Annotated in this window: 15 protein-coding genes; 7 read left to right on the forward strand and 8 right to left on the reverse strand. The window is 63.0% G+C overall.

Going from position 1 to position 15,665, the window contains the following annotated elements:
- Positions 1–158 precede the first annotated feature (158 nt).
- Positions 159–755, forward strand: coding sequence for an ABC transporter substrate-binding protein (locus tag VGL01_RS10815; RefSeq protein ID WP_331569099.1), 597 nt, complete (start codon positions 159–161; stop codon positions 753–755).
- 6 nt (positions 756–761) lie between these two features.
- On the opposite strand, the gene VGL01_RS10820 is transcribed toward VGL01_RS10815, so the two are convergent.
- Together VGL01_RS10820 and VGL01_RS10825 are read right to left on the reverse strand one after the other, a co-directional pair.
- Positions 762–1,403, reverse strand: coding sequence for a response regulator transcription factor (locus VGL01_RS10820; RefSeq protein ID WP_331569101.1), 642 nt, complete (start codon positions 1,401–1,403; stop codon positions 762–764).
- A complete protein-coding gene (locus tag VGL01_RS10825) occupies positions 1,400–2,845 on the reverse strand; it encodes a cache domain-containing protein (RefSeq protein ID WP_331569174.1) in 1,446 nt (481 codons plus the stop codon). Before VGL01_RS10825 ends, VGL01_RS10820 begins: the two co-directional genes overlap by 4 nt.
- Before the next feature lie 212 nt (positions 2,846–3,057).
- Between VGL01_RS10825 and VGL01_RS10830 the strand changes: the two genes are divergently transcribed.
- From VGL01_RS10830 to VGL01_RS10840, 3 genes are all read left to right on the forward strand, one after another.
- Positions 3,058–5,148, forward strand: a complete 2,091-nt coding sequence (locus tag VGL01_RS10830) for a carbon starvation CstA family protein (RefSeq protein WP_331569103.1) — start codon at positions 3,058–3,060, stop codon at positions 5,146–5,148.
- Positions 5,149–5,163: 15 nt separating this feature from the next.
- Positions 5,164–5,367, forward strand: a complete 204-nt coding sequence (locus VGL01_RS10835; RefSeq protein ID WP_331569105.1) for a YbdD/YjiX family protein — start codon at positions 5,164–5,166, stop codon at positions 5,365–5,367.
- A 225-nt stretch (positions 5,368–5,592) separates the two neighbouring features.
- Complete coding sequence (locus VGL01_RS10840; protein ID WP_331569107.1) at positions 5,593–5,871, forward strand: hypothetical protein; 279 nt, start codon at positions 5,593–5,595, stop codon at positions 5,869–5,871.
- A 189-nt stretch (positions 5,872–6,060) separates the two neighbouring features.
- Here the strand turns inward: VGL01_RS10840 and hpnH are convergent, their stop codons facing one another.
- Together hpnH and ispH are read right to left on the reverse strand one after the other, a co-directional pair.
- On the reverse strand, positions 6,061–7,215 hold the full coding sequence (gene hpnH, locus VGL01_RS10845) for an adenosyl-hopene transferase HpnH (RefSeq protein WP_331569109.1): 1,155 nt from the start codon (positions 7,213–7,215) through the stop codon (positions 6,061–6,063).
- A 16-nt stretch (positions 7,216–7,231) separates the two neighbouring features.
- Complete coding sequence (gene ispH / locus VGL01_RS10850; RefSeq protein ID WP_331569111.1) at positions 7,232–8,170, reverse strand: 4-hydroxy-3-methylbut-2-enyl diphosphate reductase; 939 nt, start codon at positions 8,168–8,170, stop codon at positions 7,232–7,234.
- Positions 8,171–8,514: 344 nt separating this feature from the next.
- On the opposite strand from ispH, the gene VGL01_RS10855 reads away from it, so the two are divergent.
- Positions 8,515–9,696, forward strand: coding sequence for a glycosyltransferase (locus VGL01_RS10855; RefSeq protein WP_331569113.1), 1,182 nt, complete (start codon positions 8,515–8,517; stop codon positions 9,694–9,696).
- A 22-nt stretch (positions 9,697–9,718) separates the two neighbouring features.
- Here the strand turns inward: VGL01_RS10855 and VGL01_RS10860 are convergent, their stop codons facing one another.
- From VGL01_RS10860 to VGL01_RS10870, 3 genes are all read right to left on the reverse strand, one after another.
- Positions 9,719–10,180: a hypothetical protein gene (locus tag VGL01_RS10860; RefSeq protein ID WP_331569115.1), complete on the reverse strand. Its 462-nt coding sequence runs from the start codon at positions 10,178–10,180 to the stop codon at positions 9,719–9,721.
- 117 nt (positions 10,181–10,297) lie between these two features.
- Positions 10,298–11,308, reverse strand: a complete 1,011-nt coding sequence (gene hpnA, locus VGL01_RS10865; RefSeq protein WP_331569117.1) for a hopanoid-associated sugar epimerase — start codon at positions 11,306–11,308, stop codon at positions 10,298–10,300.
- 136 nt (positions 11,309–11,444) lie between these two features.
- The gene (locus VGL01_RS10870; protein ID WP_331569119.1) at positions 11,445–13,418 is read right to left on the reverse strand and encodes a putative bifunctional diguanylate cyclase/phosphodiesterase; all 1,974 of its coding nucleotides are present in this window, start codon (positions 13,416–13,418) and stop codon (positions 11,445–11,447) included.
- 165 nt (positions 13,419–13,583) lie between these two features.
- Here VGL01_RS10870 and VGL01_RS10875 point away from each other — a divergent pair, with 165 nt between their 5' ends.
- Positions 13,584–13,880: an acylphosphatase gene (locus VGL01_RS10875; RefSeq protein ID WP_331569121.1), complete on the forward strand. Its 297-nt coding sequence runs from the start codon at positions 13,584–13,586 to the stop codon at positions 13,878–13,880.
- 104 nt (positions 13,881–13,984) lie between these two features.
- Positions 13,985–14,875 (forward strand): EamA family transporter RarD, encoded by an 891-nt coding sequence (gene rarD, locus VGL01_RS10880; RefSeq protein WP_331569123.1) that lies wholly within the window; start codon positions 13,985–13,987, stop codon positions 14,873–14,875.
- Here rarD and VGL01_RS10885 read toward each other — a convergent pair.
- A complete protein-coding gene (locus tag VGL01_RS10885; protein ID WP_331569125.1) occupies positions 14,835–15,353 on the reverse strand; it encodes a DUF962 domain-containing protein in 519 nt (172 codons plus the stop codon). The two genes, rarD and VGL01_RS10885, sit on opposite strands and share 41 nt — an antisense overlap.
- Positions 15,354–15,665: the final 312 nt, after the last annotated feature.

Consider the following 15,665-nt stretch of genomic DNA (forward strand, 5'->3'; position numbering starts at 1 on the left):
CGCGATGCTTGTATCGCCGGTTATACGTTTGCAAGCAGCTGTATCAAACGGATGCTCGACCCGCGCCGCTCGGTATACTGCCGCTACACCGGACACCCGAGCAGGCAACGCGCCTGCGCTGGCGCTCCGGCTTCTTCTCCACTCGAACCCGATTCCCCATGAAACGTCATCTGTTCGCTTTTTTCACGGCTGCGTTCGTCAGCCTGGCCGCTCAGGCGCAGACTGCGCCCGTCGACGTGGTCCAGCATGCGGTGCGCGGCACGGTCGACGCGATGAAGAAGGACCCCGCCGCCAGCGGCGGAGACATGACGAAGATAAAGCAAATCGTCAATGACGACTTCATTCCGGCGACCGATTTTGGCCGCACGACGCGCATTGCCGTCGGTGAGGCGTACAAGCAGGCCACGCCCGAGCAGCAAAAGGAGCTGGTCGACCAGTTCAGTAAGTTGATGACAGCCACCTATGCCGCCTCGCTCGCGCAACTGGGCACGCAAGACGCCAAGTTCAGCTTCAAGGAAAGCACCACGACGGGCAACGATGCGCTCGTCACGTCGACGGTGACCACGCCGGGCGACTCCCAGACGGTCGCCTATCGGCTCGGCAAGGTCGGCGGCGCCTGGAAAATCTACGACATCGACATGTCCGGGGCTTGGTTGATCCAGGTCTATCAAGGGCAGTTCAAGACGCAACTGCAAAAAGGCGGCGTGCCCGCGCTCATCGACTTCCTCAAAAAGCATAACGCGCGGACCGAGTGAGCAGCCTCAGCGGCGACGCCGCTCGACCGCGAATTTGATCAATTCCGCTTGCCCCTCGATCTCGAGCTTGCGCTTGAGATTGAGGCGGTGCGTTTCCACGGTACGGACCGATAAACCGTAGCGTTCCGCGATCTGCTTGCTCGCGAGACCTTCCGCCAGTGCGTCGAGAATCTCCAGCTCGCGCGGCGTGAGCCGCTCCACCGGCGTTTGCAGCGCGCTCGCTTGAATCATGCGAGCAGCGACCCCCGCGCTGAAGAACGTGCGATTGCCCAGCACCGCCTCGATGGCATGCACGATCTCGGTGGCGGGCGAATCCTTGAGGACATAGCCGCTTGCGCCGGCGCGCACCGCCTGCGTCACATACTCGACGTTGTCGTGCATCGACAGCATCAGCACGCGCACCGCCGGAAACCGCTCGTGAAAGATGCCGGCGAGCACGATGCCGTTCATGCCATTCATGCCGACATCCATCAATGCGAGATCCGGGTTCGACGTTTCCGCCAGCGCGAGCGCTTCTTGCGCGTTGCCGGCTTCGCCCACGACATGCAGGCCGGGTACCGCTTCGAGCCGCAGGCGCAGGCCGTCGCGAACGAGCGGATGATCGTCGACGAGAATGATATTGGCGATGGACTGATGCTGTGCGGTCATGAAGTGCGGCTCTGGGAGGCGAGGGAAGGGGATTCACGTTTTTTCGACGGCAGCGGCACGCGTGCCGTGACGACTGTGCGGCCCGGCTCCGACGCGAGCGTCAACGTGCCGCCGAGCGGCTCGAGCCGCTCGCGCATGTTGCGCAGGCCGATGCCGCCGCGTGCATCGGCCTGCACGCGGTCGATGTCGAAGCCGCGACCGTCGTCCGAGATCGAGAGGGCGACGGCGTGCTCGGACACATCGAGCGCGAGTGTCGCATGCGCGGCGTGTGCGTGCCGCACGATATTGGCGAGCGCTTCCTGAGCGATTCTGAACAATGCCGTATTGACGCCTTCGGACAGCCCTAGCAGGCGAGCGTGGGCCGCATCGTCGTCAGTAGTCCGAACGAATGCGATATCGATGCCTGCTTCTTCACCGAGCTCGCGAGTCAGTTGCTCGAGCGCCGCCGCGAGTCCGAGATCGTCGAGCATGGCGGGCCGAAGTGCATGCGAGATGTGGCGTACCTCGCGCAGCGCATCGGCGAGACGCGTGAGGCCGGTGGCCAGCGGGGCCTGGGGATCGGACGCGCCGACGCGCTGCGGGCCGGCAGATTCGAGGCGTGCGAGCGCCGATTCGACGAGCAGCTTCACCGAGACGAGCTTCTGACTGATGCCGTCGTGCAATTCTCGCGAGAGCCGGGCGCGCTCTTGTTCCTGCGATTCGACGACTTGCTGCGCGAGGCGCTTGAGCTTCGCATCGGCGCTGCGATATTCGGTGACGTTGACGAACACGGCGCATGCGGCAATGACGATGAAACCCGCCAACGCGATGGCCCCGATCCACATCATCGTGCGCCGGATGTTGGCCGATGCACTTTCGTCGATCCGTGCGAGGGCGGCAGTCACGCCGTCGAGATAGATGCCCGTGCCGATCATCCAGCCCCACCGCGGCAGCAAGACGACATAGCCCAGTTTCGGTTCGAGCTGATTCGTCGATGGCCGATGCCAGACGTATCGCACATAGCCGCCGCCGTGCTTCGCGGCCGCGATGAGCTCCTGGATGGTCAACGCGCCTTGCGGATCGCGCATTCCCCAAAGATTGCGGCCGACGAGGTCGGGCTCGCGCGGATGCATCAGCGAATTGCCCTCCATGTCGTAGACGAAGAAATAGCCGTCGGGTCCGAAGTCCATGTTTTGCAGTACGGCCAGGGCGCGATGCCGCAGCGCCTCGTCATCGCGTGGATCCTGAGCGACGGCCTCGTCAAGCGGCGCGATCGCGCTCGTCGCGAGTTCCACGTAGTGCCGCAACTCCGTCTGCTTGCTCGACATATAGGCCGCTTCGACGGTTGCATGTTGCGCTTTCGCGAGCGCTGTCGCTTGCAGTCGAACCCCGATGCCGATACCCGCTATCGCAACGAGAAACGGCACGATCGCCAGCAGAAAGATTTTGGTTTTGACCTTCATCGCTGAAACGTTGATGGCATGCGCGCGTGCGGCGCTCATGCAGTTGATACGTACTACTACTTAGCCCTGTTACGTAGTTATGCGCTTGTGAGGGGCAGAGCGAATCTGAATACTACACGCGCATCGGGGCGTCATGCCTCTTGCTCGCTTGACCGCTGCGGGCCGGTCGCAGGATCGGAACTTCATAAGGATCGACGGAGGAGGAGACAATCGTGAATCCTACGAATCGGCTCGGGCGCTTTGCGCTCTGGTCACTGCTCGCCCTGGCGGGCGCATACGCATTCGGCACCATTGCACTCGCGCACGGCGAGCGGGTGAGTGCGCTGTGGGTCGTCATCGCGGCCGTCTGCGTTTATCTGATCGCCTACCGCTTCTACAGCCGTTTCATTGCGAGCCGCGTATTGCAGCTAGACGGGCGCCGGATGACGCCGGCCGTCAAGCACAACGACGGCCTCGATTACGTCCCGACGCATCGCTTCGTGCTGTTCGGCCATCACTTCGCCGCCATTGCCGGCGCCGGCCCGCTCGTGGGACCGGTACTCGCCGCACAGATGGGCTACACGCCGGGGATGCTCTGGCTGCTTGCGGGCGTCGTCTTTGCGGGTGCGGTGCAGGACTTCGTGGTGCTTTTCATTTCGACGCGCCGAGACGGTCGCTCGCTCGGCGATCTCGTGAAGATGGAGCTGGGAACGGTGCCAGGCGTGATCGCGCTGTTCGGCGCGTTTCTGATCATGATCATCATTCTTGCCGTGCTCGCACTGATCGTCGTCAAGGCGCTCACGAACTCGCCCTGGGGGACGTTCACGGTGGCCGCAACCATTCCGATCGCGTTGTTCATGGGCGTCTACACACGCTTCATTCGGCCCGGCCGCATCGGCGAAGTCTCGATCATCGGCTTCGTGTCGTTGATGGCGTCGATCGCGTTCGGTCAGCATGTGCATGACGTGCCGGCGCTCGCCGCGTGGTTCACGTTCAGCGGCGCGCAGCTCACGTGGATCTTGATTGGCTATGGGTGCGTATCGTCGGTCCTGCCCGTGTGGCTGCTGCTTGCACCGCGCGATTATTTGTCGACGTTCCTGAAGATCGGCACCATTCTCGGTCTCGCCATTGGCATTCTCATCGTCGCGCCTGAAATGAAGATGCCGGCGTTCACCAAGTTCGTCGATGGCACCGGTCCCGTCTGGTCCGGCAACCTGTTCCCGTTCCTCTTCATCACCATTGCATGCGGTGCCGTTTCGGGCTTCCATGCGCTGATCGCGTCGGGGACTACGCCGAAGCTGCTCGAAAACGAAATCGATGCACGCTTCATCGGTTACGGCGCGATGTTGATGGAATCGCTCGTCGCGATCATGGCGCTCGTAGCGGCCTGCGTGATCGAGCCGGGCGTCTACTTTGCGATGAATGCGCCGGCAGCGTTGCTGGGCACGACGCCCGAGGCGGTCGCACAGACAGTGACGCACTGGGGCTTCTTGCTGACGCCCGATATGCTGACGGAGACGGCACGCGCGGTAGGCGAAACGACGATCGTCGGTCGTGCGGGCGGCGCTCCGACGCTCGCAGTCGGCATGGCGCAGATTCTTCATCGCGTGATCGGCGGTCCGGCGATGATGGCCTTCTGGTATCACTTCGCGATTCTCTTCGAGGCGCTCTTCATTCTGACGGCCGTCGATGCGGGCACGCGCGCGGGCCGCTTCATGTTGCAGGATCTGCTGGGCTCGTTCCATCCGGCGCTCAAGCGCACGGAATCGCTGCCGGCCAACTTGATTGCGACGGCGCTATGCGTGGCCGCGTGGGGCTACTTCCTCCATCAGGGCGTGGTCGATCCGCTCGGCGGAATCAATACGCTTTGGCCGCTTTTCGGTGTATCGAACCAGATGCTGGCGGCGATTGCGCTGGTGCTCGGAACGGTGGTGCTGTTCAAGATGAAGCGCGAGCGTTATGCGTGGGTCACGATCGTGCCGACGGCATGGTTGCTCGTCTGTACGCTGACGGCGGGCTGGCAGAAGATCTTCTCGGCCGATCCGAGGGTGGGTTTCCTCGCTCATGCGGCAAAGCTTGGCGCTTCGGTGGATGCAGGGAAGGTGCTTGCACCCGCAAAGTCGATCGAGCAGATGCGCCGTGTCATCTTCAACGACTACATCGACGCGACGTTGTGTGCGCTTTTCGTTGTCGTCGTATTGAGCATGGTGGTGTACGGCGTGCTCGCGATCATGCGCGCTCGTCGCAGCGATCGGCCGAGCACGTTGGAAACGCCGTTCGAACAGGCGCCTCAGATCGGGCAGACCGTCGCCGCCGCTCAGTGATCGGGGCACAAAACGATGTTCTCCAATCTCAGCGAACTGCGCAGCGCCGGCCGTTATCTCGGTCAGACGCTGCGCCTGATGGTCGGCTTGCCCGATTACGACGCGTATGTGAATCACATGCGCGCGACGCATCCCGATGCGCCTGTCATGAGCTACGAAGCGTTCTTTCGGGAGCGGCAGAACGCGCGATATGGGGCCGGGGCCGGGACGTGTTGCTGAGAAGGCGATTCGGAGCCTATCCGGCTCCGTGAGCCGGTCAGCGCGTCGTCGTCGATACCTGCATAGGCAACGATTGTTCGAAATTTGAAAAAAGTCTTGTCAACTTTCGGCTCTTTTTCCGGGCCGCTCACAAACCTACACTGCCTCCTGTCGACATCGAAACCAGCGCGTCGAACGAACCAACCGAGACGCGTTCCAGTTACCAGATAAGCACCGGAGGTCATCATGAAATCGAAACTCATCGCAGGTCTTTTGATCGCAACGTCGGCTGCACTCGCAGCGCCCGCATTCGCAAGCGGCCTCGGCCCGGCACCGTTTTATCGGCCTGTAATCGCCGATTCCTCGTCACACGCCGACGTGCCTGTCCAAGCGGCGGCGGTCGAACAACAAGCCGCAGGCTCGAGCGATGTTGGCGGTACCGCGGTAGCCGTGCAATCGGGTGGGGTTCACAGCTCGATCGCTCGGGCCCAATCGAGCGTCGACGACCTGTATCGCGGTCGTTGATCGGCGGGGCGGGCGGCAGGTTTCCTGTTAGATCAGGCACCGCCGCGAGCTCACCGTGCGCCGAAGTATCGGCCTTGAAATGCAATAAGCCCCGCGCTCAGCAATAAGAGCGCGGGGCTTATGTTTTTATCGACGATAGAACCGCAACACCGTTTTCAAGGCGCGCATACCGCCGCGCCATGAAAACCGTCAATGCGCGGGGGCTGTCCGCTGTGTCTTCTTCGTGCTCGCCGCGCGACCGATTTCCTCGAGCTTGATCTCGACGTGCCGCGAGAACACGTACTCGGCGGGACGCTGCTTGTCGAGCGGGATGTCCTTCGCGTAGGCACCTTCGATCTTCGGCCCGCGCAAGCTGACGCCCAACGCCTTCAACGGATGTGCCACTGTGTCCATGACGGCCGTCGCTTCGAAGCCGCTATGCACCATGCAGTCGGCGCACTTCTCGTAGTTGCCGGTGCCGTAGGCGTCCCAGTCCGTTTCTTCCATCAGTTCCTTGAACGTCTTGGCATATCCCTCGCCAACGAGGTAGCACGGACGTTGCCAACCGAATACCGTACGCGCGGGGTTGCCCCAGGGCGTGCAGTGATAGGTCTGGTTGCCGGCCAGGAAATCGAGGAACAGCGCCGATTGGCTGAACGCCCAGTTCTTGCCGCGACTGCCGCGCTTGAAGATCTCGCGGAAAAGTTGCTTCGTCTTGTCGCGGTTCAAAAAGTGCTGCTGGTCGGGCGCACGCTCATAAGCGTAACCGGGCGAGACCGTGATGCCGTCCACACCGATCGGGCCAACCGTATCGAAGAACGCGGCCACGCGGTCCGGTTGAGCGTCGTTGAACAGCGTGCAGTTGATGTTGACCCGAAAGCCGCGGCGCTTGGCCTCGCGAATGGCAGCCACGGCCTTGTCGTACACGCCTTCTTGCGATACCGAGTGATCGTGCATCGCCTTGTCGCCGTCGAGGTGCACGGACCAGACGAAGTACGGACTCGGCTGGTAATCGTCCATCTTCTTTTCCATCAGCAGCGCGTTCGTGCAGAGATAGACGAACTTCTTGCGCTTGATGATGCCGCGGACGATCTCGGGCATGTCCTTATGCAGGAGCGGTTCTCCGCCTGCGATCGAGACCACCGGCGCGCCGCATTCGTCGACGGCGCCGAGGCATTCCTCGACCGACAGCCGTTGATTCAGGATCGGATCGGGGTAATCGATCTTGCCGCAGCCATTGCATGCGAGATTGCAGCGAAAAAGCGGCTCGAGCATCAGCGCGAGCGGGTAGCGTTTGTTGCCCGTGAAATGCTGGCGCGCGATATAAGCGCCCACGCGGACCTTCTGAAGAAGCGGGATCGACAAGGCGTCCTCCTTAAACTTAACGTGCGGCGACGGGCTCGGCGAGCTTCGACGGCAGCTTGAATTCGACTTTTTCCTCGCGGCCGGCCATCGTCGATACTTCGACTGGGCCAAGCGCGCGCAAGGCGCCGATCACATGTTCGACCATTTCCTCGGGCGCCGAAGCGCCCGCCGTGATACCGACGGCTTGCGCGTTGGCAAACCATTCCGGCTTCACTTCCGAGCCGTCCGCCACGAGATAGCTCGGTACGCCGCTCTCCGCGCCGATTTCGCGCAGGCGGTTCGAGTTCGAACTGTTGGTCGCACCCACGACCAACAGAACATCGACATGCTCGCTGAGCTCCCGCACCGCGGCCTGGCGGTTTTGGGTCGCATAGCAAATATCGCGCGTGTCGGGCCCGACGATATCGGTGAACCGGCGCATCAAGGCATCGATGATGCCACGCGTATCGTCGACCGAAAGCGTCGTCTGCGTCACATATGCGAGCGGCGTATCGTTGGCCAGCTCGAGCTTGGCGACTTCCGCTTCGCTTTGCACGAGCAGCACCTTGCCGGGAATCTGGCCGATCGTGCCTTCGACTTCGGGATGTCCGGCATGGCCGATCAGGATCAGCGTGCGCCCGGCGGCGACATACTGACGCCCCTGGACATGAACCTTCGTGACGAGCGGGCAGGTGGCGTCGAGCACGTCGAGCCCGCGGCTTTCGGCATCGTGTTCCACTTTCTGCGCCACCCCATGCGCGCTGAAAACGGTCACCGCGCCATGGGGCACCTCGTCGAGCTCTTCGACGAAACGCGCACCTTTGCTGCGCAGGTTTTCCACCACGTGCCGGTTATGGACGATCTCGTGGCGCACATAAACGGGCGCACCGTGCCGCTGGAGCGCGCGATCGACGATCTCGATTGCGCGGACGACTCCCGCGCAAAAGCCGCGCGGTTGAGCAAGGATGACTCGCATATTCTGGCGAACTCCGACTGAATCGGGGTATCGAACCAAGCCAACGACATGGCTCGCAATCGCCCGGACCCAACCAATTATTAGAAAGCGGGCGTGATAGCCGGCAAAGGAATCAAAACGCGCATTCTAACGCGTTTCGGCCAATGCACGCTCCCAAGCTGGCTTGGCCGCGTTGTACGGACGCGCCATCGGAGCCTGCCCCGTCCGCCGCACGGCAGCGCGGCGCCGACCACAGTAAACTAGGCAGCCTCGCCGAGACCCTTACAATTCGCTGACTCGATCGCTATGACCTATTCGCCGGCCCGCACCATCAATATAGTTGCTCGCAAGCTGGAGCGCCGAGTATGAACGCCGTGCTTTTCGCCGTATCCGTCGTTTCTCTCGTCATCTGGGTTGTCCTGCTTTTCGCGCGCGGCGGTTTCTGGCGCACTCGCCCACCGGCATTCCTGCCGGCCGGCCAGCTCGAAGCCCTCACCGAATGGCCGGCCGTGGTGGCCATCGTGCCGGCCCGCAACGAGGCCGACGTGATCGGTCAGGCTATTGGCACCCTGCTGGTGCAGGAGTACGCAGGGGACTTTCACGTCATCGTCGTCGACGATCATAGTACCGATGGTACGGCCGATGCCGCACGCGCCGCCGCGCTCGCGCTCGGGCGGCCCGAGCGGCTCACGGTCATCGAGGCGGCCGCCCTGCCGGCCGGATGGTCGGGCAAAGTGTGGGCACAGTCGCAAGGCATTGCGGCCGTCAAATCGCTGGGGCTTGCCGCGCAGTATTTACTGCTGACCGATGCGGATATCGGCCACCCTCCCGATGCCGTGGCCCAGCTCGTTGCGCGTGCAACGGCCGAAGGGCGCGATCTCGTCTCGTTGATGGTTCGCCTGCGGTGCGATTCGTTTTGGGAGAAGGCGCTGATTCCGGCATTCGTCTTTTTCTTCGCAAAGCTCTACCCGTTCGCATGGGTCAACGATCCGCGCAACAAGACCGCGGCGGCGGCCGGAGGCTGCATGCTCGTCAGGCGCGACGCGCTCGAAGAGGCGGGGGGCATCGAGTCGATTCGCGCAGAGCTCATCGACGATTGCAGTCTGGCCGCCCGGATCAAGCATCGTGGCGGCGGCAGGCATCCGATTCGGCTCGATGTGGCGGCGCGAAGCGTGTCGCTTCGGCCTTACGATAGTCCGCGCGAAATCTGGAACATGATCGCGCGCACGGCATTCACGCAACTGCGTTATTCGCCGTGGCTGCTGGCCGGCACACTGGTGGGGATGGCGCTGATCTATCTCGCCCCGCCCGTGATCGCGCTCGTGCGCGGTGCGCCCGGTTGGCCGGCGTGGCTCGCGTGGGCCGCGATGTGCTGCGCCTATGCGCCGATGCTGCGTTACTACGGCCGCTCGCCTTATTGGGCGCCGGCGTTGCCGCTCGTCGCACTTTTTTATGTAGGTGCAACGCTTGCCTCGGCTGTGCGCTATTGGCGCGGTAAGGGCGGTCAGTGGAAGGCGCGCGTGCAGGCACCGGTCCAGGACCGCTGAGGGACCGTTCGCCTCAGCCGGCTCACTGCGACAACAACATATAGAGCTGAACGACGACATCCGGCGCAAACGTGAACGGCACCCACCCATGGCCGGTGTGGCGCGCCACGAGCAGGCGGTCGCCGTTCGGCTGTTTTTGCACGGCCATCACGGGGTTTTTTGTCGATGCGAAACGCCACCCGGGCGGGATCGCCATCGGGGGCTCCGGCGACATCGAGGCGCGGGCGTTCGCGAGCTCTTCGATGAGCTGCCCGATTTGCTCGGGCTGCAATGTCACCGATTGAGCGCCGATAGCGAGCGTCAGCGCGTTTTGCGACGGGCGGCTCACGTGCAGCGCAGGCTTTTCGTCTGAATCAGGATCCGAAGCCGGGGCGGCTGCGGCTTCGGGCGCTGCGGCGGCGAGCGCGGCTTGTGCGAGCCGGTTGAGCTCGTTGATCTGATCGACGCGCACTTCGAGTGCGCCGATCTGTTCTTGAAGGTTCATGCGCGGCATAGTCCGGAAAGAACTCGCGATTTTACCGGCTCGCTACGCGTATCTCCGCATCGCCCGATATCGACGTTGTAACAAAATGCACGCAACGCGCGGCGTGCCACCGGTGCGCTACGTGCCGAGATAGCCCGCCGCGCGGAACCAATCCAGCGCGTCGTAGAGACCCTCGCGATACGGGCGCGCGCGATAGCCAAGCTCCCGTTCGGCCTTCGCGGACGTGAAATACATTTTGTTTTTAGCCATTTTCAGGCCGTCGATGGTCACGAACGGCTCGCGGCGCGTGAGCTTCGCGACACATTCGGCGCCGAACGCGAGCGGGTAGAGCGGCCAACGCGGCAGGCTGATCGTGGGCGGCTTTCGCCCCGTGCGTGCGGCGATATCGGCGAGCATTTGCTGAAGCGGCAGGTTCTCGCCGCCGAGGATATAACGCTCTCCAACGCGCCCGTGTTCGAGCGCGAGCAAATGTCCCGTGGCGACATCGTCGACATGCACGAGGTTCAGCCCCGTGTCGACGAATGCGGGAATTTTGCCAAGCGCCGCCTCCACGATGATCCGTCCCGTCGGGGTCGGCCGTACATCGCGCGGACCGATCGGCGTGGATGGATTGACGATGACGGCCGGCAGGCGTTCGGCAGCGATCATGCGCTCGACGGCGCGTTCGGCAAGGACCTTGCTGCGCTTGTAGACGCCAATGGCTTCGTCGGCGCGCAGCGGCGCCGTTTCGTCGGCGATGCGTCCTTCGCGCGTCACTTTCAACGTGGCAACGCTGCTCGTATAGACGATACGCTCGACACCCGAGGCAAGCGCGGCACGCATCGTCGCCTCGGTGCCTTCGAGGTTCGCGCGTTCGATCTCCCCGGGGTCCGGTGCCCAAAGGCGATAATCGGCCGCCACGTGAAACAGATACCGCACGCCGCCGAGTGCCGCGCGCATCGATGTCTCGTCGCGCATATCGCCTATGACGACTTCGGCATCGAGCGTTTCAAGGTTTTTGCGCGGACTGGTTGCGCGTACGAGCACGCGTACCTTGAAGCCGCGCTCGATTGCCGCGCGCGCGACAGCCGAGCCGACAAAGCCCGATGCCCCGGTGACGAGCACGAGATCGCCCGAAGTGGCCCTCATCTGACTGGATTCCTCGATTCATGACCCGCGGCGCGGGCAGGTCCGCCGCGCCGAAACGTGCGATTGTAATCGCTGACGAAGGCGAGAGCCGCAATCGAACGGTTTTCGTGAATTCAACGACAGCGCACCGATTCGCTCATTCCAAAGCGAGAACACCTTGATTGAAGCGCTGAATGAACGCGTGCGCCTGCGCGGCCGGCATCGGACGGGCGAATCGATATCCTTGCACGACGCTGCAACCGTGGCGGCGCAAGAAGGCGAGCTGCATGTCGGTTTCGACGCCCTCCGCGACGACGCTGAAGCCGAGCGCGCGCCCGAGCGACAAGATGGCGCGCGTGATGACTTCGTCCTCCCGATGCACGCCGATGCCGCGCACGAACGACATGTCGAGCTTGAGGCGCTCGGCGCGAAAACGCCGCAGATACGACAGGCTCGAGTAGCCGGTGCCGAAGTCGTCGATGGCGATGTCGATATCCAACGCGCGCAAGGCGCGCAACACATCGAGCGAGCCGAGATTGAGCAACGCACTTTCGGTGATTTCGACCTCGAGAAGTTGCGGCGAGAGCTGGGCGCGCGAAAGCGCCCGCTGAACGACGCGCACGATATCGCCGCGCGCGAATTGACGGGGCGAAAGGTTGACCGACATGCGCAGGCCCGGCAGAGTCGCTTGCCACGTCTGCGCCTGAAAACAGGCCTGCTGCATGACCCATTCGCCGATCGCGACGATGAGGCCGTTTTCTTCGGCGATCGGGATGAAGGTCGCTGGGCTCACGGGGCCCAGCTCGGCATCGTCCCAACGCAACAGCGCTTCGACACCCGTCACGCGATTCGTCCGCACGTCGACTTGCGGCTGGTAGGCAAGACGGAATTCGCCGTTCGCAAGTGCCACGCGCATGCGCCGCGACAGCGCGAGCCGCTGATCGGCCTGCTGGCCGAGTTCCGCCGTAAAGCGCTGTACACCGTTGCGGCCGTTCGATTTCGCGCGGTTCATCGCCAGATCGGCGCGCCGCAGCAAGGTTTCCGCATCGGCGCCGTCGCTCGGAAAACACGCGATGCCGATACTCGTCTCCACATGAAACTCGCTATCGTCGACGACCACGGGCTGTGCGAAGGTCTGCGAGACGCGCGCGAGCACTTCGCTCAGCCGATCGTCGACGCCGCTTTCGAGCACGATGATCACGAACTCGTCGCCGCCGTAGCGCGCGACCGTATCCGTGGGCTGCGTGGACGCGGACAACCGTGCACCGATCTCCTGCAACAGGCGGTCGCCGACGCCGTGGCCAAGGCTGTCGTTGACATCCTTGAAGTGATCGATATCCATGAAGACGAGTGCGACGCGCGTACCGGACGTCTGCGCGTCGCGAATCGCCTGTTCGAGCCTTTCGGTGAACCGGTTGCGGTTCGGCAGCATCGTCAGCGAATCGACGTTGGCTTGCCGATTGAGCAGCTCGCGCGATTGCACGAGTTCGGTCACGTCCTCGTAGCTGCCGAGCACGCCGATCACCGTGCCGTCGGCGCTTCTGATCGGTGCCTTCGAGGTATGCAGCCAGCGCAGCTCGCCGCGGGCGGTCGGCACCAATTCCTCGTAGTGCAGGGGTTTGCCGCTTTCGACGAGTTCCCGATCGCGACGACGCGCCTCGGCCGCCGTGCTATGCCACGGCATATCGTCGTCGGTGAGCCCCGCGATCGCGGCGCGGTGCTCGATTGCCGCATCCTGCGCGAACGCGCGATTTCCGCCCAAATAGCGGGAATTGACGTCCTTCCAGAAAATCCGTTGCGGCACACTGTCGATGACCGCCTCGAGCATCTGCTTGGATTCCTGCAGGGCCGCTTGCGCCAGTTCCTTTTCGATCGCGTCTTTTTGTGCGCGAGCACGTTCGATTCCGATGCGCCAATGCGCATGCACGCCGTAAGCGAAAACGACACAGGCGGCCGCAACGGCCGCGGCATCCAACTGGTGGCCCAATGCGAGGCGACCGGTTGCGAGCCAGGCGGCGTACGCAGCCGCCGCGCCCAGCGCGAGGGCCGCGACGGTCCGTGCCTGTTCGGCGTACCGAATCGTGGCTTTTCCGTGGCGATCGACTCGTGCCGCGTGGTGTCGTTGACCCACCGTAAAGTCTCCTGTCACGCCAATGAGCAAGCGCGCAAACTCAATAGTGCGATTTAACGGCTGTTTTGCCGGCATTCTTTAGACTAGCAAGCGGTGCCCCGATGCGGTGCACGCAAGACGACTACAATGCCGGCTTGGAGCAGCCGAGCATTGGGAGACGCGGGTATGACTGGGCCCGATTTGAACACGAGGATCGAAACGTATTACGTGCATGTGCGCGGTGTCGTGCAAGGCGTCGGATTCCGTCATGCGACGGTGCGGCGCGCGCACGAACTCGGCATCACCGGCTGGGTCTCCAATCTCGCGGACGGCTCCGTCGAGGCGTTGGTGCAGGGGCCGGCAGAACAGATCGACAGAATGCTCGAATGGATGCGGCGCGGGCCGCCCTCGGCCCGCGTCACCGATTTCGTCAGCGAAGAGCGGGCGCTCGAGAAGCGTTTTGCACGTTTCGAGCAGCATTGAGTTCAAGCGATATCACCTGTTCGTTGCATTGTCATCGAACGAGAGCTCCTGATCTGATCCGCCGAAGCGATGGCCAGCACAATACCAACAATTTCCCCTTTTAAATGAATTCTTCTGTAGTGGGTCGCGGAATTGCGCTGTCAGTCGCGGCGTCAGCGTTGTTTGCACTATTTGCGGCCTATACGCGGTTACTTTCGCCGCTCGGCGGTGTGGACATCTTTGCGTGGCGCATCGTTTGGACCGTGCCCGGCGCGTTGCTGCTCGTCGCGTGGCGCTCGCGCCTGCCGCAATTGCGCGATCTTCTCGTGCAAGCCAGCCGCGCGCCGCGATTGGCGTTCAAGCTCGTGACGTGCGCAGCGTTGATGGGCTCCCAGCTCCTGCTCTTCATGTGGGCACCCCTCCATGGCCATATGCTCGAGGTGTCGCTCGGTTATTTTTTGCTGCCGCTTTCCATGGTCCTCGTCGGCCGATTCTACTATCGCGAAGAGCTCGCGCGGTTGCAATGGCTCGCCGTAGCCTGCGCCGCGATTGGCGTCGCCCACGAACTGCGTGCCACACATGCGTTTTCCTGGCCCACGCTCGTCGTCGTGCTCGGCTATCCCCCGTACTTCGTCGTACGACGCACGATTGCCTCGGATTCGCTTGTCACGTTTGCGACCGAGGTACTGCTTTTGCTGCCGGCCGCCATCTGGCTCATTGCCACGAGCGCCACAGCGCATGCCGCGTTTCATCTTCCGGTGCTCGGCGCGCTGTTGCTGCCCGGGCTTGGCGCACTCAGCACGATCGCGCTTGCCTGCTATCTGAAAGCGAGCCGCCTGATGCCGATGGCACTGTTCGGCATTCTCGGCTATGTGGAGCCGGTATTGATCGTTCTGGTATCGGTGCTGCTGCTCGGCGAGACGCTGCGCGCGGGACAACTCGCCACCTACGTGCCGATCTGGTTCGCGGTGGCAATCACGGCCGCGCATGCCGTGCTGTTGTTGCGTTCTCGATAGCTTCGCGCAAGCGCGGCCGCCATCCCAGTTCGAAGAGCGCCTCGGCCAGCACGAACAGCGGTCCGATGAGGAGGCCGATCAGGTCGTCGGCAAAAGCGGGCTTTCTGTGCTCGTAGGCGGCATGCCCCACGAATTGAAAGACCCAGCCGACGACGAAGAGGGCGACGCCCGTGCCGACCCATGTCGTCGTCGACGATGACGCGATCCATCTCCCAAGCGCCAGACACCCGGCGCTGACGAATGCCATCGCCACGCCGAGCGGCGCATCGAGTGCGAGGTAATAGAGCGTCGCCGCGCCGAAGACGAGCCATGCAGGCGAGACGGCGAGCGGGAGCACACCGAACGTCGAGGCGGGCCGGCTGAGCAACACGGCGAGTGCGACGACGATCATTGGAATGCCGACGAAATGGGTGGCGATATTGCGTCTGTCGCGGTGATAGGCCGCATATTGCGCGAGCTGATCGGTCAGCGTTTTCATCGTGGGCGAAATTCCGGTTGAAGCGAGCGCAGCCTGAAGGGTGCTTCGCGAGCATTTCGCACCATCGCACGGTTTGGGCAAGCGCTTCAACCGATTGAATGGGGCATTCGCTGAAAACGCCGGTGCTCGCGCGAGTGCGCGCGGCCTTTCGTCGCTATTTTCGAACGATCGGCGCCGACGATGCGACGGCAGGATTTTCCGCATCGCGGACTGCGAAAATCCGTGGTTTCAGCAATCGCCATTCGCATTGGCTGACGTACGCCGTCACTATCGATAAATGAAGCGCAGCGCTATACTCGTTGCCGCTTTGCA

This window comes from Trinickia sp., assembly GCF_036503415.1.
In the GTDB taxonomy this organism is placed as follows: Bacteria; Pseudomonadota; Gammaproteobacteria; order Burkholderiales; family Burkholderiaceae; genus Trinickia.